The organism is Corallococcus sp. AB038B (assembly GCF_003668955.1).
Lineage (GTDB): Bacteria > Myxococcota > Myxococcia > Myxococcales > Myxococcaceae > Corallococcus > Corallococcus exiguus.
On sequence record NZ_RAWO01000003.1, the window covers coordinates 221,081 to 241,121 of the forward strand.

The 20,041-nt window shown below is 69.8% G+C and carries 20 protein-coding genes; 8 read left to right on the plus strand and 12 right to left on the minus strand.

Annotated elements, in window-relative coordinates; translation table 11 throughout:
- Positions 1–9 precede the first annotated feature (9 nt).
- Entirely contained in the window at positions 10–594 is a 585-nt protein-coding gene (locus D7Y04_RS17225) for a DUF2378 family protein (RefSeq protein ID WP_120598074.1), read from the minus strand.
- 372 nt (positions 595–966) lie between these two features.
- Here D7Y04_RS17225 and D7Y04_RS17230 point away from each other — a divergent pair, with 372 nt between their 5' ends.
- A complete protein-coding gene (locus tag D7Y04_RS17230; protein WP_120598075.1) occupies positions 967–3,099 on the plus strand; it encodes a M4 family metallopeptidase in 2,133 nt (710 codons plus the stop codon).
- A gap of 101 nt (positions 3,100–3,200) precedes the next feature.
- Here the strand turns inward: D7Y04_RS17230 and D7Y04_RS17235 are convergent, their stop codons facing one another.
- Together D7Y04_RS17235 and D7Y04_RS17240 are read right to left on the minus strand one after the other, a co-directional pair.
- The gene (locus D7Y04_RS17235) at positions 3,201–4,511 is read right to left on the minus strand and encodes a M18 family aminopeptidase (protein ID WP_121760014.1); all 1,311 of its coding nucleotides are present in this window, start codon (positions 4,509–4,511) and stop codon (positions 3,201–3,203) included.
- 12 nt (positions 4,512–4,523) lie between these two features.
- Positions 4,524–5,357, minus strand: a complete 834-nt coding sequence (locus tag D7Y04_RS17240; protein WP_233601467.1) for a hypothetical protein — start codon at positions 5,355–5,357, stop codon at positions 4,524–4,526.
- 120 nt (positions 5,358–5,477) lie between these two features.
- Between D7Y04_RS17240 and D7Y04_RS17245 the strand changes: the two genes are divergently transcribed.
- Entirely contained in the window at positions 5,478–6,185 is a 708-nt protein-coding gene (locus D7Y04_RS17245; RefSeq protein WP_120578381.1) for a hypothetical protein, read from the plus strand.
- Positions 6,186–6,264: 79 nt separating this feature from the next.
- On the opposite strand, the gene D7Y04_RS17250 is transcribed toward D7Y04_RS17245, so the two are convergent.
- Both D7Y04_RS17250 and D7Y04_RS17255 read right to left on the minus strand, forming a co-directional pair.
- Positions 6,265–7,200 (minus strand): acyl-CoA dehydrogenase family protein, encoded by a 936-nt coding sequence (locus D7Y04_RS17250; protein WP_121760016.1) that lies wholly within the window; start codon positions 7,198–7,200, stop codon positions 6,265–6,267.
- A gap of 51 nt (positions 7,201–7,251) precedes the next feature.
- Positions 7,252–7,920, minus strand: coding sequence for an SET domain-containing protein (locus D7Y04_RS17255; RefSeq protein ID WP_120598086.1), 669 nt, complete (start codon positions 7,918–7,920; stop codon positions 7,252–7,254).
- 105 nt (positions 7,921–8,025) lie between these two features.
- Here D7Y04_RS17255 and D7Y04_RS17260 point away from each other — a divergent pair, with 105 nt between their 5' ends.
- Positions 8,026–8,400 carry a DUF423 domain-containing protein gene (locus D7Y04_RS17260; RefSeq protein ID WP_120598079.1) on the plus strand — a complete coding sequence of 125 codons (375 nt, stop codon included), beginning with the start codon at positions 8,026–8,028 and terminating at the stop codon, positions 8,398–8,400.
- A gap of 18 nt (positions 8,401–8,418) precedes the next feature.
- Here the strand turns inward: D7Y04_RS17260 and D7Y04_RS17265 are convergent, their stop codons facing one another.
- Complete coding sequence (locus D7Y04_RS17265) at positions 8,419–8,727, minus strand: hypothetical protein (protein ID WP_121760017.1); 309 nt, start codon at positions 8,725–8,727, stop codon at positions 8,419–8,421.
- 71 nt (positions 8,728–8,798) lie between these two features.
- On the minus strand, positions 8,799–10,058 hold the full coding sequence (locus D7Y04_RS17270; RefSeq protein WP_121760018.1) for a glycosyltransferase 87 family protein: 1,260 nt from the start codon (positions 10,056–10,058) through the stop codon (positions 8,799–8,801).
- 141 nt (positions 10,059–10,199) lie between these two features.
- On the opposite strand from D7Y04_RS17270, the gene mug reads away from it, so the two are divergent.
- Positions 10,200–10,754, plus strand: a complete 555-nt coding sequence (mug, locus tag D7Y04_RS17275) for a G/U mismatch-specific DNA glycosylase (protein ID WP_301540886.1) — start codon at positions 10,200–10,202, stop codon at positions 10,752–10,754.
- Here the strand turns inward: mug and D7Y04_RS17280 are convergent, their stop codons facing one another.
- Positions 10,755–11,588, minus strand: a complete 834-nt coding sequence (locus D7Y04_RS17280; RefSeq protein WP_120598081.1) for a 3'(2'),5'-bisphosphate nucleotidase CysQ — start codon at positions 11,586–11,588, stop codon at positions 10,755–10,757.
- Between the two features lie 168 nt (positions 11,589–11,756).
- Here D7Y04_RS17280 and D7Y04_RS17285 point away from each other — a divergent pair, with 168 nt between their 5' ends.
- The 3 genes from D7Y04_RS17285 (at position 11,757) to D7Y04_RS17295 (ending at position 13,579) form a co-directional block, all read left to right on the plus strand.
- Positions 11,757–12,260, plus strand: a complete 504-nt coding sequence (locus D7Y04_RS17285) for a DUF3592 domain-containing protein (protein ID WP_121760019.1) — start codon at positions 11,757–11,759, stop codon at positions 12,258–12,260.
- 187 nt (positions 12,261–12,447) lie between these two features.
- Positions 12,448–12,900 (plus strand): GNAT family N-acetyltransferase, encoded by a 453-nt coding sequence (locus tag D7Y04_RS17290; protein WP_120598088.1) that lies wholly within the window; start codon positions 12,448–12,450, stop codon positions 12,898–12,900.
- A gap of 190 nt (positions 12,901–13,090) precedes the next feature.
- Positions 13,091–13,579: a GNAT family N-acetyltransferase gene (locus tag D7Y04_RS17295; protein ID WP_121760020.1), complete on the plus strand. Its 489-nt coding sequence runs from the start codon at positions 13,091–13,093 to the stop codon at positions 13,577–13,579.
- On the opposite strand, the gene D7Y04_RS17300 is transcribed toward D7Y04_RS17295, so the two are convergent.
- From D7Y04_RS17300 to D7Y04_RS17310, 3 genes are all read right to left on the minus strand, one after another.
- Positions 13,574–14,731, minus strand: coding sequence for a hypothetical protein (locus D7Y04_RS17300; RefSeq protein ID WP_147477125.1), 1,158 nt, complete (start codon positions 14,729–14,731; stop codon positions 13,574–13,576). The genes D7Y04_RS17295 and D7Y04_RS17300 overlap by 6 nt on opposite strands.
- A 157-nt stretch (positions 14,732–14,888) precedes the next feature.
- On the minus strand, positions 14,889–16,571 hold the full coding sequence (locus D7Y04_RS17305) for a glutamine--tRNA ligase/YqeY domain fusion protein (protein ID WP_120598085.1): 1,683 nt from the start codon (positions 16,569–16,571) through the stop codon (positions 14,889–14,891).
- 60 nt (positions 16,572–16,631) lie between these two features.
- On the minus strand, positions 16,632–17,738 hold the full coding sequence (locus tag D7Y04_RS17310) for a glycosyltransferase (RefSeq protein WP_233601468.1): 1,107 nt from the start codon (positions 17,736–17,738) through the stop codon (positions 16,632–16,634).
- 449 nt (positions 17,739–18,187) lie between these two features.
- Between D7Y04_RS17310 and D7Y04_RS17315 the strand changes: the two genes are divergently transcribed.
- Complete coding sequence (locus tag D7Y04_RS17315) at positions 18,188–19,087, plus strand: alpha/beta hydrolase (protein WP_121760022.1); 900 nt, start codon at positions 18,188–18,190, stop codon at positions 19,085–19,087.
- Here the strand turns inward: D7Y04_RS17315 and D7Y04_RS17320 are convergent.
- Positions 19,074–19,889: an arginyltransferase gene (locus D7Y04_RS17320; RefSeq protein ID WP_121760023.1), complete on the minus strand. Its 816-nt coding sequence runs from the start codon at positions 19,887–19,889 to the stop codon at positions 19,074–19,076. The two genes, D7Y04_RS17315 and D7Y04_RS17320, sit on opposite strands and share 14 nt — an antisense overlap.
- Positions 19,890–20,041 lie beyond the last annotated feature (152 nt).

Here is a 20,041-nt window from a genome sequence, read left to right on the forward strand (position 1 = left end):
GCGGGCCGCTCAGGCTTCGTCCCAGCGGATCCGCAGCGAATAGGCGTGCTCGGAGCGCTCCAGCACGTCCACGCGCGGCAGCACCCGCGTGCGGCGCAGCACCTGCTCCATCACGCCCGCCACGAAGTCCGGCAGCGGATCCGAGTCCACCACGTGCGCACGCCACTCCCGCGCGCGCACCGGTTCCAGCATCAGCTTCATGTCCTCGCGGCCCGCGCGCAGGTACGTGGGCAGCCGCGCCAGGCACCGCTCCGCGCCCAGCAGCGGCGCCGCCGCCGCGAAGATGCGGCCCACCAGCGTCTGCGCGAATCCCTCCACATAGTGGGTGCCCAGCACGCGGTTGGCGTCCTCGCTCGGAAGGCCCGGGCACGCATGCCGCCGCGCCACCGCCAGCGACGCGCGCCACACCTCTAAAGGAAGGCGCTCCTCCACCGTGTCCGGGTCATAGCCCACGTCCCGCAGCGCCTGCGCGAACGGACCCGACGGTCTCAGCGCGTGCTCGAACAGCCCTTCGAAGCTCCGGCGCGGCACCCGCACCATCAGCAGCGGCAGGCCAGGGGCCTCCCGCGTCTCCGGATGAATCCACGGCTCCATGTCTTCTAACCCCCCCAGGGTCCAGCCCCCGCACCATCCCGGCCGGGAAACCGTGTCTCACTGTATCAGCCTCCACGCGCCCGGCCTGCTCGCCTAGTTGCCGCTACTGTGGACTTTTCCAACTATTTCTTCCGGAATTTACCGCCCGGCCCGCGCTGATCCATGACGTCTCGCGTCGGGGATTTCAGGAATTTGGGTCACAGCAGACCCATACTGAAAGCAAAAATTGTGTGTCAACCGTTGAATTCACAGGAAGTCCACTGGCGCTATCCCCTGATTCCTGGGCTGCCGCGTTAACTTCTTCAACCCATCGGAAACTCTCGGTGTTCATCGTGCGAGAATTGTTCATCCCCCTTGCAGCGTGAGTGATTCATGACCATTCGCCGCACCGACGGTTCGACGCCCGTTTCTCTCCGCCCCACCACCGACACCTCGACGACGGCGAAGGCCAAGAACGTCCTTCGCGTGAAGGACGGCTTCGAGTCCGTCTCCCGCACGGGCGCCGCCGCTGGCGCGCAGCCCACGGCCGCCGCCTCCGCGACGACCCAGGCTTCCTCCACGGGGGCCACCTCCGCGCAGACCGGCCGCCTCGCGCTGGACAGCAAGGAGGCGCAGCAGGCCATCCAGACGTCCCTGAAGGCCCTGACCCCGCCGATGACCGCGTCGTCGCTGCTGGCGGCGAACAAGACCGGCCCGACGCTGGCCCCCAAGAGCGTGGAAGTCGACGAGCTGGGCATGACCCACGTCCGCCTGGACCGCGTTCACGAAGGCGTGAAGGTCTTCGGCGAGCAGCTGATCAGCCACCTGGGCACGGACGGCAAGGTGTCCAGCGTCACCGGTGAGCAGAACCCCATCCCCGCGGGCCTGGGGACGCAGAAGCCGAAGCTGGCCCCGCAGGCGGCCATCGACATCGCGAAGAAGGAGCTGGGCGGCAAGGCCGACAAGCAGCCCTCTTCCGAGCGCGTCATCTACCAGGACGCGGAAGGCAAGTACCACTCCGCCTACCAGGTGGAAGTGACGCAGATCGCCGGGCAGGAGAAGCCCAAGAAGCAGAACTACATCATCGACGCCAACACGGGGAAGGTGCTGGAGAGCTTCAACAAGATCGGCGGCTGGTCGAAGTCCGCCGCGGCGCAGATGCAGGTCAACGGCACGGCCAGCCCGAACGTGGCCATCCCGGACAAGGGTCAGGTCCAGTCGAAGATCAACATCCCGGACGGCGTCACGGTCGACAAGCTGTCCGTGGACCTGAACATCAAGCACACCTGGAGCGGCGACCTGAAGGTCACCGTGACCAGCCCCTCCGGCAAGTCCGCCGTGCTGCAGGACCGCAAGGGCGGCTCCAAGGACGACATCGCGGGCTCGTTCGACCTGTCCGAGGCCTTCAAGGGCGAGAGCGCCAAGGGCGAGTGGACGGTCACGGTCGAGGACAAGGCCGCGCGTGACACGGGCACCCTGAACAACTGGAGCCTGAACATCACCGCGAAGGAGACCACGCCTCCGCCGACGGATCCGCAGAACCCGCCCACGGGCACCGCGGACGACCTGTCCATGTACAGCGGCCACGTGGACCTGAAGACCAAGAAGGAAGCGGACGGCACGTACTCGCTGGAGGACTCGACGCGCGGCAAGGGCGTGGTGACCTACGACGCGCAGAACAAGTCCACCGCGTCCGGCCAGACGAAGATCTCCGACAACAACGACAAGTGGGGCGAGGCCACCGACCCGGCTCGCGCCAAGGCCGGCATCGACGCGCACTACGGCGCGGCCATGACCTACGACTTCATGAAGAACGTCCTGGGCCGTGACTCCATCGACGGCGCCGGTGAGAAGCTCGTCAACTACGTGCACGTGAAGAACAACTACGTGAACGCGTACTGGGACGGCGAGAAGATGAGCTACGGCGACGGCGACGGGAAGCAGTCCGGCCCGCTCACCACGCTGGACATCGCGGGCCACGAGATCGCGCACGGCCTCACCGAGCGCACCGCGGGCCTCATCTACAGCGGCGAGTCCGGCGGCCTGAACGAGTCCTTCTCCGACATCATGGGCACGGGCGTGGAGTGGTACGCCGCGCAGAACAACCCCGAGGCCAAGTGGAACTGGACCGTGGGCGAAGCCGCGTGGACGCCGAACAACGGCGACTCCGAGGACGGCCTCCGCTACATGAACGACCCGACCAAGGACAACTACTCGGTCGACAACTACAAGAACTACCCGAAGCAGACGGAGGTGCACGGCTCCAGCGGCATCTCCAACAACGCCTTCTACCTGCTGGTCGAGGGCGGCAAGAACAAGACGTCCGGCCTGGAAGTGAAGGGCGGCATCGGCATGGAGGACGGCCTGAAGATCTTCGGCCGCGCCCTCACCACGTACATGACGCCGAAGACGACGTTCGCGCAGGCCCGCGAGGCCACCATCAAGTCCGCCACGGACCTGTACGGCGCGGACTCCAACCAGGTGCAGAAGGTGAAGGACGCCTGGACCGCGGTGGGCGTGAACTAGTCTTCCGCTGAAAGCTTCCTGAAACATCCGAGGCGGGTCCGGTGTCACCACCGGGCCCGCCTCTTTCTTTTGCCGCTCATGGCGCCGTCAGGCGCCCGGGCTCAGGCGAAGAAGCGAGACAGCACCGCCACCATGCGGGCCACGTCGGACGCGGCGGCCAGCTCGCGGATGGAGTGCATGGACAGCATGGGGTTGCCCACGTCCACCGTGCGGATGCCCAGCTGCCCCGCGGAGATGGGACCAATGGTGCTGCCGCAGCCCAGGTCCGTGCGGGTGACGAAGTGCTGCGGCGTGACACCCGCCTCCTTGCACAGCGCCGCGAAGTGCGCCCACGACTCGCCGTCCGTCGCGTAGGACTGGTTCACGTTGGACTTGATGACCGGGCCACCGCCCAGCTGCGGCTGGTGCTTGGGCTCGTGCATGGACGAGTAGTTGGGGTGCACCGCGTGCGCCATGTCCGCGCTCACCATGAACGAGCGGCGGATGGCGCGGTGGAACGCGTCCGCGCGCCCATCCGAGTGCGCCTGGACGATGCGCTCCATCAGGTCCTTCAGGAACGGCGACGCGGCGCCCTGCGCGCTGCGGCTGCCGCACTCCTCGTGGTCATAGAGCACCACGCCCACCGTGGCCTCGCGAGGGCCGGTGTCCTTCAAGAGCGCGGTGAGCCCGGTGTGACAGCTGGCCAGGTTGTCCAGGCGGGGCGCGTGGAGGAACTCACCGTGCAGGCCGGAGCGGGTGGACGGCTGCAAGTCGTAGAGGCACAGGTCGTAGCCCAAGAGGTCGTCCGCGGCGGCCTTCACGCCCGAGCGGCCCAGCTCCTCCACCAGCAGCGTCTTCAGATCCGCGGGGCCCGCGCTCTCCAGGCCCAGCACCGGCACCATGTGATCCTGGGGGTTGAGCTTCAGCCCTTCCGTGTTGACGCCGCGGTTGAGGTGGATGGCCAGGTTGGGCACGCGCAGGAGCGGCCGGCGGAAGTCCACCAGGTGGTGCTGGGGGCGGCCGTTGTGCAGCGCCACCACGCGGCCCGCGAGCGACAGGTCGCGGTCCGTCCACGTGTGCAGCAGCACCCCGCCGTAGATTTCGACGCCCAGCTGCTGGTAGCCGTGGCGGTTGACGGCCGCGTTGGGCTTGAGGCGCAGGTTGGGCGAGTCCGTGTGCGAGCCCACCAGCCGGAAGCCGGTGGTGTCCACGGGCTTCGTGCCCAGCTGGAAGGCCGCGATGCTCGTGTCGCCGCGGATGACGAAGACCTTGTCGCCGGGCTTCAGCGACCAGGACTCGCGCTCGTCCAGTTCGCGGAAGCCCGCGGCGGTGAGGCGGCGCGCCGTCTCTCGCACGGCGTGGTACGGCGTGGGCGACGCGTCGATGTACTGGAGGAGGTCGTTGGCCTGCGTGTCGATGTCAGTCGGGCTCATGGGCCCGGCACGCTAACGCCGTCCGGCCCCGGTGCCACGTCCGACTGTCACGGCCCGGACAGGCGGAGGGGCGCCCGCCGGCAGGACGGTGGAGGAAGGGCGCGTCCCGGGCGCGGCGTCCAGGAAGGTGCCCAGGAGCACCCAGCGGCGCGCCGCGTCCTCCTTGGCCGGCTTCGCGACGAGCGGGGTCGTGTAGTGCCAGAAGGGCAGCCGGTACACGGTGATGCCGCCCACGGTGCTGACCTTGGTGAGCTCGGAGAAGTGCCCGTCCTTCGCGTACACGAGGTACTGGTGGTCCACGGCGGGCAGGGTGAGGCTCACGTGCATGTCCACGTAGCCGTCGCGCGCGTCCGCCTCCTCCGGGTGGTGATCATTGTGCGGGCCCGTGTAGTCGCCCGGGCCGTAGCAGAGCACCTGGATGCCCCAGCCCCGCTTGAGCGGCCGGCCGCTCACCGTCGCCGCGAAGGCCGCGAACGTGTCCGAGCGCAGGAGCGCCCTCAGCCCCACCGCCTCCGCCGCGCGCCACGAGCGCGAGCGCCGGCTCTCCAGCAGCGCGGTCCGCACGCGAACCGTCTTGGGCAGCGCCTCCGTGTAGTTCTCCACCATGCCGGAGATGGAGTCCTCCGGAATGGGGTCCTCCATGGTCACGAGCGTGTCACGCAGCGCGGCGTCCAGGATGTCCCGCGCCTCCGCCGCCTTCTTCACGTCGATGACGCCCTGCAGCGCGATGAAGGGCCGCGTGGGGTCCAGGAGCGCGCCACACGTCTCGGAGTCTCGGCCTTCGAGAATGCGGCGGCCCTTCGGGGTGAGGAAGTCAGCGAACTGGGTGGGCAGGCGCGGGGACATGGCGCGCAACATACCGGTCCCGGGGCGGAACGCACGTGCTGGGGAGGCCCAAGCAAGGCAACTCCCCTGCTCTCCCTGCGATAATCCGGTACTCCGAAGTCCAGGGTAGAAGGCACATCCATGACCGAGATCCGCAACCGTCCCGCCGCTCCCTCCGTCGCTCCGGCCCGCACGCAGGCTCCGGCCGCGCAGCCTGCCCGGACCAACCAGGCCACCGCGGCGTCTCGCGCGGACGTGCTCAACCGCGCGGAGCTGGCGCGGACCCGCGCGACGATGGCGCCGGTGCAGGCGACGCCGGGTTCCTGGCGCGGCGGTCCCAACACGGAGGTGGGTCGCGCCATCCAGACCATGCGTCAGCGCATGTCCGACGTGAACATCACCATCAAGGGTGACACGCCGCAGAGCCTGTTTGACCGGGCCATCCTGGACAACAAGCACATCACCAACGAGCAGATCCTGGAGATGTCCCGGGTGACGCTGCCCCAGCTGGCCACCGACCCGAAGACGCGCGCGAAGGTGCTGGAGCGCGTGCCCAACGCGCGCGAGCTGCCCGTGCACCACTTCACCGTGGCCATGATGTCCGCGGTGACGGGCATCGACCGGGCGGCGCTGTCCGAAGCCTGTCCGGACCTGGGCCTCACGGGCGCGCCGAACACGCCGCTGCTCTACGCCGCCAGCGGCGAGCGCATGCAGCGCTCCACCGCGCTGCACGACTTCACGGACTACATGCGCGGCGCGGGCGTGAAGGGCGTGAACAAGGCCGTCTGGGGCGTGGAGAACCGCGTCCTGTCCGCCCTCGTCTCCGCGGTGGGCGGCGGGCGGTACTGAAACACCCGTAGCACCCCAAGCCCGCGCGGCGGAGGAGGCCTTGAGGCCCCCTCCCCTCGCGGGCTTCGCATTTCAGACGTCAGTCGTCGCCAGCGCCGCCGGCCAGCCGCTGCCGCGCGACCTCCAGCCGCTTCGCGCGAACCTTGGAGGCCAGGTCGAGCAGGCGCCGGTCGCGCTGCCACCGCTCGCGCATCTCCACGTCCACGCCCTCCCAGGCCACCTCGCAGCGCTCCAGCGCGCGGTGCATCTGCGCGAGCGCGCCGCCCAGCGCCACGTGCACGGCCGGATCGCTGGGGTCCTCCAGGGCAATCGCGTGGATCATCACCGCGATGGCGACCAGCTCCTCGCGCAGCGCCACCGGCCAGCCGCAGCGGCGGGCCACCTTCACCAGCCAGCCCAGCACCGCCAGGTTGACGTGGCAGTCCTCCACCGTGCGGAACGGCTTGAGGTAGCGGGTGTAGCCATCTCCGGGCAGCACGTCCTCCGGCGCCACCTCCACGCCGTCCAACCGCAGCGCCGCGTGCGGCACCTCCGGCACGAAGCCCAGCGGCGGCAGCGGCTCCACGGTCACTCCGGGTGTGCTCGCGTCCAGCCGCACCATGCGCAGGCGGTTGCGCTCCTGGGCATCGCGGCCCTCGGAGGCGACCACCAGCAGCACCTCCGCGTGCGTGCCCAGCGTGACGTAGGTCTTCACACCATCGAGCGTCCAGCCCGCGCCCTTCGGCGTGAGCTTCGTTTCGATGGCGCTCGGGTGCCCGCCGCCCGTCTCCGTGGCGCAGAGCGCGGCGCGGCGGTCCGCCGGGAGCTGGGGGAGGAGCGAGCGCAGCGCGGCCTGGTAGCCGGAGGAGAACGCGAACCCCATCCGGTCCATCCGGAAACCGCTGGCGAGCGCCAGGTCCGCGGGCACCTGGAAGCGCGGCAGCACCGCGAGGTGCCGTCGCCACCAGGCGTCCACGGAGTCGAGCGAAGGGAAGTCAGGGGCCTCGGTGAGCAGGAAGCGCAGGACGTCTTTCACGCTTCCACTCTAATGCCCGGCTCCGGAGCGCGCGCGCTTCCGTTTGAGGCTTCAGCTCGCGGCGCGGCGGCCGCGGCCCGGAGACTTCGCGCGCTGGGTGCCCCGCTTCTTCTTCGCGGCGGCCGGCGGCGCGGCCTTCGACTTCTTGGCGGCCTTGGACTTGGAGGTCGACTTGGACTTCGACGCGGCCTGGGTCTTGGAGGTCGACTTGGACTTCGACGCGGCCTTCTTGCGCCGCGCGGGGGCCTTCTTCTCCGGGGCGAGGATGGTGCCCCGGCAGGAGGGGGTGCCACAGCGGCAGACGTAGAGCGACTCGGCGTCGGCTTCCATCTCCGGGGAGCGCTCGTACGCGTAGTCGTACGACAGCTCCTCCCCCGGTTCGATGGCGCGCAGCGCGTAGATGTGGATGCGGCCCTTGTCGATGAGCGACTGGCAGTTGGGCTCGCACGAGTGGTTGATGTAGCGCGACTCGTTGTGGAGGGTCCCCGCGTCCAACACCGTGTCGTCGTCCAGGTTGAAGAGGAACGTGTGGTGGCGCTCCATCGACTCGTCGTCGTAGCGGGCGTCCGCCTCGGACTGGGTGATGCGCTCACCGATGTACTCGATGATGCGCGCGCCCTTGCGGATGCGGCGGGTGGCGAAGGCGCCCGTGCCCTGGATGGGGGACTGGCGCAGCTCGAAGGGAATCGACGGGGTCGGCTGGAAGGAAGGGGAAGTCATCATCGCGGATAGGGGCGCGGCTGGGGCGGGTGCGTGTTCAACCAGGACGCTGCCGTGAGGCGCGGTGTAGCGTGCCGCAGTCAAGCGCGCGAAGAAAGGCACTCGATGATGCGGTGGTGGATCGTGGTGGGCGCGGTGAACGCTTTCCTGTCCGTGGCGGCGGGCGCCTTCGGGGCGCATGCGCTGAAGGCCCGGCTCGCGCAGGACCTGCAGGTCATCTTCGAAACCGGGGCGCGCTACCACATGTACCACGCGCTCGCGCTGGTGGCGGTGGGGCTCCTGGGCACGATGCGACCCTCCGCGCTCCTGGAGTCCGCGGGATGGGCGATGCTCGCGGGCATCGTCCTGTTCTCCGGCAGCCTGTACGCGCTCGCCCTGTCCGGCGTGCGAGTGCTGGGCGCCATCACGCCGCTGGGCGGACTGGCCTTCCTCGCCGGCTGGGCACTCTTCGCCGTGGCCGCGTGGCGCACCTCGCCGTGAAGGGGCGGACCGCCCGCGTCACTCCCTCAGCAGGGGCGGCAGCGGGTAGATGACGTCCAGGTCGCTGTGGTTGCGCAGGCCACAGGCCTCGCGCTGCACGGTGAGGTTCCAGCGCAGCCGCTCCGCTTCCTTCCAGAGCGCGCGGTACGCCGCGTAGCGCTCCATGCGCGACAGGCCATGCAGGGCGCGCAGCTCCTTCTCCGCCTGGGCCACCAGGGCGAGGGCGCCCTCCAGCTTGTCGCCGGAGCGGCGCAACCCGGAGGCGCGCTCGCGCTGGAACTCCACCTCGATGGGCAGCATGGCGTTGACGTTCACCGGACGGGCCATGCCTTCCCTGTAACCACGAGCGCCCGGCTTCGCAGCGGTGCTCCGGTCCACGGAGAGCAGGCAACCGGGCTTCAGGGAGGCGGTGTCGGCGCGGGTGCGTCCTTCGCCTCCGGAAGCGCCGCGACGCCAGGGTGTCCCCACCGCCAGGCCTCGCGGGCCCAGGCGAGCCCCGCGTAGAGCACCATCGCGTTGCGAGCGAGGAGCAGCAGCGTGAATGACGGCTGCCAGCCCGTCTTGTAGGTGCTGCCCGCGAAGAGCCCGCGCGTGATGGCGGCGGCCACCAGCAGCACGGCGGACGGTGCCACCGTTCCGGAGAGCAGCGCGAGCGCGGCGGCCCCGGTGAGCCAGATGAGGTACTGCGGGCTCAGCACCGGGTTGAGGATGACGAAGGCCACGAGCGGCACCAGCGTCAGCCGGGCCAGGTCCTCGATGTGCACCGGAGGCCTGCGCCACGCGGCGCGCACGGACACCGCCACGGCCAGCAGCAGGCCCGCGATCCACACCTGCCGGGTGACAGCGCGAACCATTTCGGCGGCCGCGCCGTGCAGCTCATAGGCGGCGGGGGCGTGGACCCACTGGACGTGGGCGAAGCCCATCAGGTGCGAGGCCCAGAGCAGGCCCGCGCTGAAGGCCTCCACCTGGAAGCCCCGCTCGACATGGAAGGCCGCGAACCGCCACCACGGCCACACGAAGCTCAGGGGCACCAGCGGCAGCACGCCCGCGATGAGACCGGTGAGCAGGGCCCGCGTCGGCTTCGTGCCCCGGCGCCAGCACACGGCCAGGGCCAGTGGCACGAGCACGGCCGGGTACAGCTTGGTGACGGTGCCCACCGCGAGCAGCGCGCCCGCCCAGCCTTCGCGCCGGCGCTTCAGGGCCACCAACGCGGCCAGCGCGAGCGCGGCGGGGATGAGGTCGTAGCGCTTGAGGTAGTGCACGCTCTGGAGCCAGCTGACGACGGAGTACGCCGCGAACGGCACCCACGCGCGCCAGGCCGTGCCCCACCGGCGCACGCCTTCGGACAGCAGCAGCCATTTGATGAAAGCGTCGATGAGCGTGAGCTGGAGGCCGAACGCGAGGATGAAGCCTCGCAGGTCGCCGCCTGCCCACGTCGCGGGCACGAACCACAGGAGCGCGTAGGGCGGGTATTCGAAGCGGAAGTCGCGGTTGGGGACCGCGCCATCCAGGAACGCGCGGGCCGTCCGGAAGTACAGCGGCAGGTCGCCCTCGCGAGGGGAGAACGCGTAGAGCGCCAACGGCAGTACGGCCACCGCGAGCGCGAGCCAGTGCCTGTGCGTCAGCCGCGAGGGCTCGGACGATGTCGATGCGGACACGAAGCGTCACTCTGCCCCCGAGGACCGGGCGTTGTCGCCAGGAATGGCATCCGTCCCCTTCCCCGCCCGGGCCACATCCAGGCGCATGGACGTGCGAGGCGGCACCCGACCCGCTAGGTTCCGGCCTGGATTGCCCACTCCATGAAGCTCCACCGCCCCACGAAGGACGAGCTGTTCGCCGCCACCGGCCGCACCATGCCGGACCTGCTGGCCACGGAACTCCGCGTGCTCTTCTGCGGCATCAACCCCAGCCTCTATTCGGCGGTGGTGGGCGTGCACTTCGCGCGGCCGGGCAACCGCTTCTGGCCGTCACTGCACGCGGCGGGCTTCACCCCGCGCCTCTTGAAGCCGGCGGAACAGGAGGAGCTGCTGGCGCTGGGCCTGGGCATCACCAACGTGGTGGACCGGGCCACGGCGAGCGCGGATCAGCTGGGCGCGGAGGACTACTCGGAAGGCGCGAAGTCGCTGGCGCGCAAGGTGAAGCGCTACCGTCCGAAGTACCTCGCGGTGCTGGGGCTGGGCGCGTACCGCACCGCCTTCTCGCGGCCGAAGGCGAGGTTCGGACCGCAGGAGGAGATGCTGGGCGACACCCGATTGTGGGTGCTGCCCAATCCCAGCGGGCTCAACGCCAGCTACCAGCTCCCGGACCTCGCGCGGCTGTACGGCGAGCTGCGCCGCGCGGTCCAGACGCGCTGACTACTTCAGCAGGCCGGCCTCGCGGGCCACCTGTGCAGCCACGGGCAGCACCTTGTCGAAGGCGGCGGCGTTGCACGCGAGCAGGCCCCGGCGGTTCTGGAGCTCGGAGCCGTCGTACAGGTACGCGTCGCCCGCCAGGTCCGTGAGCACGCCGCCCGCGGAGCGGATGACGGCCTCCGGCGCGCAGTTGTCCCAGCGGTAGCTCTTGTCGCTCACGTGCACGTAGAGGTCGCAGTGGGCCTCCGCCAGCAGGCCGCACTTGAGCCCCACCGAACCGGACTCCCGCTCCTTCGTGATGCCCAGCCGCTGCACCACCGCGTCCGTCGTCTTCGAGCGGTGCGAGCGCGACACCACGAGCCGCAGCTGCGCCGGGTCCGCCACGTCCGACACGCGCAGCGCGCGGCGGCCCTGCGGGTCTTCCACGTAGCCCTGCTCGCCCACGACGCCGGAGTACAGGACGTCTCCCACCGCGCGGTAGACGACGCCCAGCGCCGCCCGGCCCTCCACGGCGAGTCCGATGTGGATGGCGAACTCGCCATTGCGGTTCACGAACTCCTGCGTGCCGTCGAGCGGATCCACGAACCAGCAGCGGCTGAAGCGCTTGGCGTCGGAGACATCCTCCTTCTCCTCCGCCACCACGCCGTCCGCCGGGAAGGCCTTGCGCAGCTCGCCCACGATGAAGGCGTTGGCGCGCTCGTCCGCCACCGTGACGGGCCCGGCGCCTCCGGCCTTGTCCGTGACGGAGAAGTCCGTGGCGTAGACCTGCAGGAGGATGTCACCAGCCTGGCGGGCGATGCGCCGGGCCACTTCAAGCTCTAGGGCGAGTGCGGACATGGAGTCCCGTGAGTCTACCGGGGCGAATTGCCCCCGTGGGGAAATCTGCCCCGCCTCGCGGCTCCCTCCCTCAGAGGTAGCGGCCCTGGCCCGGGGACTGCACTGCCGAGGCGGATTCGCCTTCCTCGCCCCGGGCAGCGCGGCGGGAGGCAAGCAAGGACTCGTACGATGATGAAGTGGCTGATGGGGCTGGCCCTGCTGGGCATCGGCGTGGCGCTGGCGTTCGCGGGCGGCCGGATGGTGTACCGCTCGAAGGTGAGCAAGGACTGGCCCACCGCGCAGGGCACCGTGGTGAGCTCCCGCGTGGAGACGCTGCGCAGCAAGCGCGCGGTGAGCTTCCGCCCGGACGTGAGCTACCGCTACGAGGTGAACGGCGTCCCGTACACCTCCGACACGGTGGCTTTCGACGGCCACGGCGCGGGCGGGCTCGCGGACGCGCAGGCGGTGTCGCGCCACTACGCGGCCGGCGCCCCGGTGACGCTGCACTACGAGCCGGAGGACCCGTCCGTGGCGTGCCTCCAGTGCGGAGACACGGGCCTCGTGAACTACCTGCTGACGATGGGAGGCGCGGTGTTCGCCCTCGTGGCCGGCTGGGGCCTGGTGGAGCTGGCCCGCTCCACCCTGCGCGAGGGCAAGCGCCCCGTCCCCCAGATGCGCGCGAAGGCCCGCTAACCTGCTTCAGGTAGGTCCGTCAAGGCGATGTCCGCAGGACGAGGCGCGCGTTGACGGGGCGCCAGGAGACGAGGGTGGGTGTCGCGAAGGACGGGAGCGGTGGCGCGGGGCACGGCGGCATCGCCCCCGGCGTGGGACGCGGGCTAGAGTCGGCTCATCACTCGGCTCGCGGAGACCGGCTCTCTTGGTGATCCTGCGCAACGTTACAGATGAAGACCTCCTGACCTTCTTCGAGCACCAACGGGACGCAGTCGCGCTGCGCATGGCCGCATTCACGTCGCGGGAACGCGATGCCTTCCTGACCCACTGGCGCACGAAGGTTCTCCGCCCCGAGAACGTGACCCGCACCATCGTCGTTGGCGGACTGGTCGCTGGGTACCTCGGCAGTTGGGAACAGGACGGCAAGCGCCTCGTCGCCTATTGGATGGGTCGCGAGCACTGGGGCAAGGGCATCGCGACACGGGCGCTCTCGGAGTTCCTCGTGCTTGAGCCGATTCGTCCGCTCCATGCGTGGGTCGCTGTCCACAACGTCGGGTCGATCCGCGTCCTCGAGAAGTGTGGCTTCCGCACGGTGGCCCAGGAGAACCAGCAGCACGCGGACGGAGTTGCTGAGGTACTCATGATGCTGGGTCCGAAATAGGATGAGCCGGGTACCCGCAGGACGTAGGCCGGTTCCCAGCGCACCGCGTCCTTGAGCAACTTCCCTGAAGGGGGTCAGGCGACGCCGGACGCCTTCCGCGTGGCCAGTTGAGCACTTTCCTCCAGAAGGCTTCGACAGACGCGGCCCACGATGCGCAACCTGGAGCGGACACCCGCTTCCTGGAGAACGCATGCCCGTCACCATCCGCCCCGCGAAGGACCTGGACGCGCCCGCGCTGGGCCGCATGGGCGCGGCGCTCGCGCGCCAGCACCACGGCTTCGACCCGCAACGCTTCATGGTCCCGGACGACGTGGAGTCCGGCTACCGCTGGTGGCTGGGCAAGGAGGCGCGCCGCCCTCAGGAGGCCGTGGTGCTCGTGGCCGAGCTGGACGGCGAAGTGGTCGGCTACTGCTACGGCCGGCTGGAGGGCGTGGACTGGAACATGCTCCTCGACAAGTGCGGCGCCCTTCACGACATCTGGGTGGAGGCGACGGCGCGCGGCACCGGCACCGGCCGGCTGCTCGCGGAGGCCATGGTGCAGCGGCTCACGGAGATGGGCGCGCCGCGCGTCGTGCTCCACACCGCCGCGAAGAATGAAGCCGCGCAACGCCTGTTCGCGAGACTGGGCTGGCGTCCCACCATGGTGGAGATGACCCGCGAGACGCCGCCTCGCTCATAGCCTTCCGGTAGGCATCCGGCCCTGCTGGAAGGCCTCCACCTGCGCGGGCGTGAAGGGCGGCTGGTAGAGGACGCGGTCCTGTTGGCGTGAGCGGAACAGGTCCACGACGAGGTTCATCCGGTCCTTCAACGAGCCCCAGTCCCGCGCCGCGCTGCCCGCCGTGTCGTCCGGCGTCCGGTCTAACTGCTTCATCAGGGCGCGCAGCTCGGGGTGCTCCAGCCGCATCAGGTCCGGCGGGAAGTCCGCCGCGGAGGAGAGCGCCGGGATGTCCTCGCCCAGCCGCAGCGTCCGGTCCGGCAGCTCCATGGTCATCAACTCGCGCGTCATCAGCTCGCGCCAGCAGCGCTCCAGTTGCTCCGCCAGCGGAGTGAAGACCGCGACCAGCCACGGCTCGGGCATCCCGTGCCCACGCGCTCGCAGCAACTCCCGCAGGTGGTCCAGGAACAGCTCCTTCAGCGGTGCCCCCAGCGCCCCGATGATGGGCTCCTGCAGGCGCGTCTGCTCGTGGTAGCCCGCCAGCGCGTTGGCCAGGAACACGCGCTCCGCCCGGTCCCTGGTGCGCGTGAGGCTCAGTGCCTCGTGGTACGCGCGCACCGCGCGGATGAGCAGGTCCTGTCCCCCGGACTCCAACGGCCCCGGCTTCAGCATGACCACCACGCGCTCCAGCGCGGCGGGGCTCGTCGCCTGAGGACCGGTGAAGTGCTCCAGCATCGCCGTGTAGAGCGGCCCCAGCTCCTGGAACACCAGCAGGTTGCCTTGCGCGACGTGCTTCGCCACGGAGCTCATCACCGGATCCATGGCGCGCGACAACACGGTGGCCACGCCCGACGGCAGGCCCCACGACCCCAGCAGCCGGGCATGCGTCACGCCCAGCCCGCGCATCACGGACTCCGCGCGCATGAGCATGTCCCGCTCCAGCACGGCCACCATTTCCTTGCGGATGAAGGTCCCCGCCGTCTTTGACGCCCAGGTGGCGAAGCCGCACCACGACAGATCCACCTCTCCCAGCACGCCCGCCAAGCACACCTTCAGCACGTGGTACGTGTGGGTGATGTGAAGGTTGCGCAGGGACGCGTCCTGCATGCGGCCAATGGCCTCCACCTCGGCTTGCGTCGGCGGAGGAAGGGGACGCGGCAACGGTTGGAGCATCATGGCGGGACGAGCTCCGGGAGGCAGGGGCGGCAGTGCCCCCCCAGCATGGAGCACCCGCCCCACGGCCCGCCATCACCCACCAGGGAGGGAAACGACGAAGCCCCAGGTGCTTCCACCCGGGGCTCCGTGATGATTCAGCGGCGTGGGAAGGAGCGCCCTACTTCTTCTGCTCCTTCACCCACGAGTCCTTCAGCGTCACCGTGCGGTTGAACACGGGCGCGCCCGGCTTGGAGTCCACCGCGTCCGCGCAGAAGTAGCCCAGGCGCTCGAACTGGAAGCGGTCGCCCGGCTTCGCGTCCGCGAGCATTGGCTCCACGCGCGCGCCGGTGAGGGTCTCCAGGCTGTTCGGGTTGAGGAACTCCTTGAAGTCCTTCGTCTCGTCCTTGTCCGGCGCCTCCACCGAGAAGAGCCGGTCGAACAGCCGCACCTGCGCCACGGGCGCGTTGCCCGGCACCCAGTGCAGCGTGCCCTTCACCTTGCGGCCATCCGGCGAGTCGCCACCGCGCGTGGCCGGGTCGTACGTGCAGCGCAGCTCCGTGATGTTGCCCGCCGCGTCCTTGATGACCTTCTCGCACTTGATGAAGTACGCGGAGCGCAGGCGCACCTCCTTGCCCGGCGCCAGGCGGAAGAAGCCCTTCTCCGGCACCTCCTGGAAGTCGTCCGCCTCGATGTAGAGCTCGCGCATGAACGGCACCTTGCGCGTGCCCATGTCCTCGCGCTTCGGGTGGTTCGCCGTCTCCAGCTCCTCCGTCTGGCCCTCCGGGTAGTTCTCCAGCACCACCTTGAGCGGACGCAGGACGGCCATGGCGCGCGGCGCCGTCTCGTTGAGGTCGTCCCGGATGGACAGCTCCAGCACGCCCATGTCGATGAGGCTGTCGGACTTGCTCACGCCAATGCGCTTCGCGAAGTCGCGCAGCGACGCGGGCGTGTAGCCCCGGCGACGCAGGCCGCTGATGGTCAGCATGCGCGGATCATCCCAGCCGGAGACGCGCTTCTCCTGCACCATCTGCAGCAGCTTGCGCTTGCTCATCACCGCGTAGGTGAGGTTCAGCCGCGCGAACTCGTACTGGTTGGGCCGGTCGCCTTTAATCAGCGCGTCGACGATCCAGTCGTACAGCACGCGGCGGTTCTCGAACTCCAGCGTACAGACGGAGTGCGTGATGCCCTCGATGGCGTCCGACAGACAGTGCGCGAAGTCATAGAGCGGGTAGATGCACCACTTATCGCCCGTGCGGTGGTGGTGCGCGTGCCGGATGCGGTAGATGGGCGGGTCGCGCAGCACGGGGTTCGACGACGTCATGTCGATTTTCGCGCGCAGCGTGTGCTTGCCGTCCGGGAACTCACCCGCCTTCATCCGGCGGAACAGGTCCAGGTTCTCCTCCACCGTACGCGTGCGGTACGGGCTGTCCTTGCCCGGCGTGGTGAAGTTGCCGCGGTACTGGGAGATCTCCTCCGGCGACAGGCTGCACACGTAGGCCTGGCCCTGCGAAATCAGCTGCTCCGCGAAGGCGTAGAGCCGGTCGAAGTAATCGGACGCGAAGAAGCGCCGGTCGTCCCAGTCGAACCCGAGCCAGCGCACGTCGCGCTGGATGGACTCCACGTAGTCCGTGTCCTCGGTGAGCGGGTTGGTGTCGTCGAGGCGCAGGTTGCACTTGCCGCCATACTGCTGCGCCAGCCCGAAGTTCAGCACGATGGCTTTGGCGTGGCCGATGTGGAGGTAGCCGTTGGGCTCGGGCGGGAAGCGGGTGTGCACGCGTCCGCCGTGCTTTCCCGTCCGCCGGTCTTCCTCAACGACTTCCTGGAGGAAGTTGAGGCCCTGCGTCTCGTTCGTCGTCGTCATGATGGGGCGAATCCTCTGGGAAGCGGAACCAGGGGAGCAAGGTTTTCCTGCCCCCCCGCGTCAGACCTCCGCCAGCAGCGACTCCCAGGCCTTGAGCGCCCGTTCAGCGGACAACTCGTCCGCCCGGTCCAGGGCCCGCTGGCGCAGCCCGTCCCGCCACTTCGCGTCCGACACCACCCGGCCCAGGGCATGGGCCATGGCCGCGTCGTCCCCCATGGGCACCAGCACCCCCGCCCGCCCCCCGTCCAGGGCCTCCGAGGGGCCCGAGGGGCAGTCCGTGCTGACGATGGGGCAGCCCAGCGCGAGCGCCTCCAGCAGCACCATGGGCAGGCCCTCGAAGCGCGAGGACAGGGCGAACGCCGTGGCCCGCCGCATCAGCGCGTGCGGGTTGTCCGCGTAGCCAGGCATGAACACGGAGTCCCCCACGCCCAGTTCCGCGACCAGCGCCTTGAGCTCCGCCTCCAGCGAGCCCACTCCCAGGATGAGCAGGTTCGTGTCCGTCCCGGCCGCCTTCATCCGGGCGTGCGCGCGGATGAGCATGTCGAAGGACTTCTGCGGCTCCAAACGCCCCACCGCGATGACCACCGGCTTCTTGAACACCGGCACTGCCCACGCGGGCAGGGGAGCGTCCGCCGCGGCACGGATGCGGGCCGCGTCGACGAAGTTGGGGATGACCTCCATCCGCTCGCGGTCCACGTTCACCAGCTCCGCGAACGCCTTCGCGGAGTCGTAGCCACACGCCACGATGCGGTCCATGCCCGGGTAGAGAACCTTCAGGCCCCAGAGCTGACGCTTCGGCTGCTCGCGGTGGAAGGCGCCCCAGTCGAAGTGCACCATCCCCAACACCGGCTTGCCCAGCAGGGCTCCCGCCATCCGCGCCAGCAGGGCCGCCCTGCCCTCCTGCCCGGAGACGATGATGTCCGCCTTGCGCGCTTCCTGGAAAAGCCGCCAGAGCATCCGCGGCAGCTCCCAGCGCCGGTAGGCCTCCACGCCCACGCCCCAGGAGATGGGCACGTCCGCGGGGATGCGCCCGCGCGTGTCCGGCGGCGGCGGCCCATGGTGGAAGAACAGCGAGGGATCGAACCGCTCCCGGTCCAGACCCGCCAACACGTTGCACACGGAGCGCTCGATGCCCCCCGTCCCCATGAAGACGAGCGTGAACAACACGCGCCGTCGCCCAGGGGCTGGGACTGCCATCTCTTGCCGCGCCTGCAGTTCCAATGTCTGGGATTCCCGGTAAGAAACGATTTTCTGACCTCCTGCCCGGCGAACGCGAGTCCGCCGAGCCCACCCCTGGAGCTGAGGGTTGATCATTAGCCCACGCACCTTGCGATAGGTAGCGAAGGTCACCCGGCGCCGCCACCCAGGAGACAGTTGCACGCCGCTCTTTCGGTGGATCTTTCTGGGGCGCCCACGCCATTTCGTGACAGCGGCCATCACCGGCCCGCTGATACATCGTTGAAACACCCGGAGGGCGTCCTGCCGGGCGAGTTCCACCCTTGACGCGTCAAGAGGCGCCGGACGCGTCAGGGGACGGGGTTCACCGCTTGGGGGCTCAACGAGCCCGGGGGCCTGCCTGGAACGGGATTCCGGGTATAGGCTCACAATTCATCCTCGTGAAAAGACCCATCCACCTCCAGCCCGCCCGTTTCATCGCGCTCGCCCTCGTGGGCGTGCTCGCGGTGGCGGCCGTCATCGCGTACCGCAGCGTCCGCACCGCACACGCGGTATTGCACCCCGCGCGCCAACCGTTGAAGCCGGTGGCGGAGGGCGCGCTCGCGGAGCGCACGGACGTGGTGTTGCACACGCGGGACGGCCTGACTCTGCGGGGCTGGTACGTGCCGTCGCGCAACCACGCGGCGGTGGTGGTGATGCACGGCTTCGCGGAGAACCGCACGCAGATGCTGTTCGAGGCGGAGGTGCTCTCACGCGCGGGCTACGGCGTGCTGCTCTTCGACTCGCGTGGCCATGGCGAGAGCGAGGGCGACCTGGTGACCTGGGGCGACCACGAGCGCCAGGACCTGCGCGCGGCGGTGGACTTCGTCTCGCACCGCGACGACGTGGATCCATCCCGCCTGGGCGTGCTGGGCTTCTCCATGGGCGGCACCACCGCGATGCTGGAGGCCCTCGATGACGAGCGCCTCAAGGCGGTGGCCGCCGCGGGCGCCTACCCGTCGCTGGAGGCGGACACGCGCTACAGCTACGGCAAGTGGGGGCCGCTGAGCGTGCAGCCGGTGCTCTGGACCCTGCGCCTGTCCGGCGTGGACGTGGACGCGGTGGACCCCATGAAGCGCCTGTGTGATTTGAAGGGCCGGCCGCTGCTGCTGATCAACGGCGACGTCGACGAGTACGCACCCGCGTTCCTCCAGGACGCACTCTTCCAGGCCGCGTGCGAACCCAAGTCCTACTGGGTGGTGCCCGGCGCGCACCACGGCGAGTACGCGAAGAAGGCCCCGGAGGAGTACGCGAACCGCCTGCGCGGCTTCTTCGACGCGGCGCTGCTCAGCGGTTCCTGAGCACCGCCTCCGGGCCCACCAGCTCCGGCGCTGGCGCCGCGTCAGCCGCGGTTTCTTGCGCGTCAGCCGCGGCACGCCACTCGGGGGGCGCGTCCAGCGCGGGGCGGCCCTCCAGCAGCTCATGCGGGCGGAAGCCGGCCTTGTAGCGCAGCGAATCGCACGCCAGCACGCGGTAGCCCAGGTACACGTAGGGGATGCCCCGCTCGCGCGCCAGTTCCACCTGGAACAGCACGCTCGCCTTGCCCAGGGACAGCCGCGCGTAGGCCGGGTCGTAGAAGAAGTACACCGCGCTCCATGCGTGCGGCGTTTCGTCGCACAGGCCCAGGCCCACCAGCTTCGGGCCCGCGGGGTCGCTGTCGTCGTACCAGGCCACCTCGCGCGCGGACGGGTGCGGGAAGGCGAACTGGAGCGAATACTCGCGCGCCCCCAGCTCGGATGACTCCCAGTCGCGGGACGACTCACGGTCCGCGTGCCACGCGCGGTACAGCGCCAGGCGCTCCTCGTCCACGCGCGGCGGGCCCACCTCCACACGCAGGTGCGCGCACGCGGCGCGGGCCCGGCGCTGGCTGCGGTTGGGCATGAAGCCCGCCACCGGCACGCGCAGGGACACGCACTCGTGGCACGACGCGCAGGCGGGCCGGAAGTACTGCGGACCGAAGCGGCGCCATCCGCGCACGAGCAGGTGCTCGTACTCCTGCGCCGTCACGTTGCGCATCAGCAGCGTCTCCAGCGACGCCTCCCGCTCCGGCAGGTAGCTGCACGGGCGCGGATCTTCGATTTCGTGTGCCAGCAGGACGGCCATCGGTGTTCCCTTCCTGTCGGCCCCAGGCTCCGGCGTCAAGCCATGCCTGCCCGTCCGGCGACCCACCTCTCGTCGGAAACGACCCGTTTGAGAGGGCCGTTTCGTATCCAGAAGTGGCACACCGACTGCAAGTCCCCGGCTGAAGCCGTACC

What these genes read in the sequence shown, in the direction of transcription:
- D7Y04_RS17225 (WP_120598074.1), bottom strand. Translation starts at nt 594, where the DNA reads ATGGAGCCGTGGATTCATCCGGAGACGCGGGAGGCCCCTGGCCTGCCG.
- D7Y04_RS17230 (WP_120598075.1), top strand. Translation starts at nt 967, where the DNA reads ATGACCATTCGCCGCACCGACGGTTCGACGCCCGTTTCTCTCCGCCCC.
- D7Y04_RS17235 (WP_121760014.1), bottom strand. Translation starts at nt 4,511, where the DNA reads ATGAGCCCGACTGACATCGACACGCAGGCCAACGACCTCCTCCAGTAC.
- D7Y04_RS17240 (WP_233601467.1), bottom strand. Translation starts at nt 5,357, where the DNA reads ATGTCCCCGCGCCTGCCCACCCAGTTCGCTGACTTCCTCACCCCGAAG.
- D7Y04_RS17245 (WP_120578381.1), top strand. Translation starts at nt 5,478, where the DNA reads ATGACCGAGATCCGCAACCGTCCCGCCGCTCCCTCCGTCGCTCCGGCC.
- D7Y04_RS17255 (WP_120598086.1), bottom strand. Translation starts at nt 7,920, where the DNA reads ATGACTTCCCCTTCCTTCCAGCCGACCCCGTCGATTCCCTTCGAGCTG.
- D7Y04_RS17260 (WP_120598079.1), top strand. Translation starts at nt 8,026, where the DNA reads ATGATGCGGTGGTGGATCGTGGTGGGCGCGGTGAACGCTTTCCTGTCC.
- D7Y04_RS17265 (WP_121760017.1), bottom strand. Translation starts at nt 8,727, where the DNA reads ATGGCCCGTCCGGTGAACGTCAACGCCATGCTGCCCATCGAGGTGGAG.
- mug (WP_301540886.1), top strand. Translation starts at nt 10,200, where the DNA reads ATGAAGCTCCACCGCCCCACGAAGGACGAGCTGTTCGCCGCCACCGGC.
- D7Y04_RS17280 (WP_120598081.1), bottom strand. Translation starts at nt 11,588, where the DNA reads ATGTCCGCACTCGCCCTAGAGCTTGAAGTGGCCCGGCGCATCGCCCGC.
- D7Y04_RS17285 (WP_121760019.1), top strand. Translation starts at nt 11,757, where the DNA reads ATGATGAAGTGGCTGATGGGGCTGGCCCTGCTGGGCATCGGCGTGGCG.
- D7Y04_RS17295 (WP_121760020.1), top strand. Translation starts at nt 13,091, where the DNA reads ATGCCCGTCACCATCCGCCCCGCGAAGGACCTGGACGCGCCCGCGCTG.
- D7Y04_RS17300 (WP_147477125.1), bottom strand. Translation starts at nt 14,731, where the DNA reads ATGATGCTCCAACCGTTGCCGCGTCCCCTTCCTCCGCCGACGCAAGCC.
- D7Y04_RS17305 (WP_120598085.1), bottom strand. Translation starts at nt 16,571, where the DNA reads ATGACGACGACGAACGAGACGCAGGGCCTCAACTTCCTCCAGGAAGTC.
- D7Y04_RS17320 (WP_121760023.1), bottom strand. Translation starts at nt 19,889, where the DNA reads ATGGCCGTCCTGCTGGCACACGAAATCGAAGATCCGCGCCCGTGCAGC.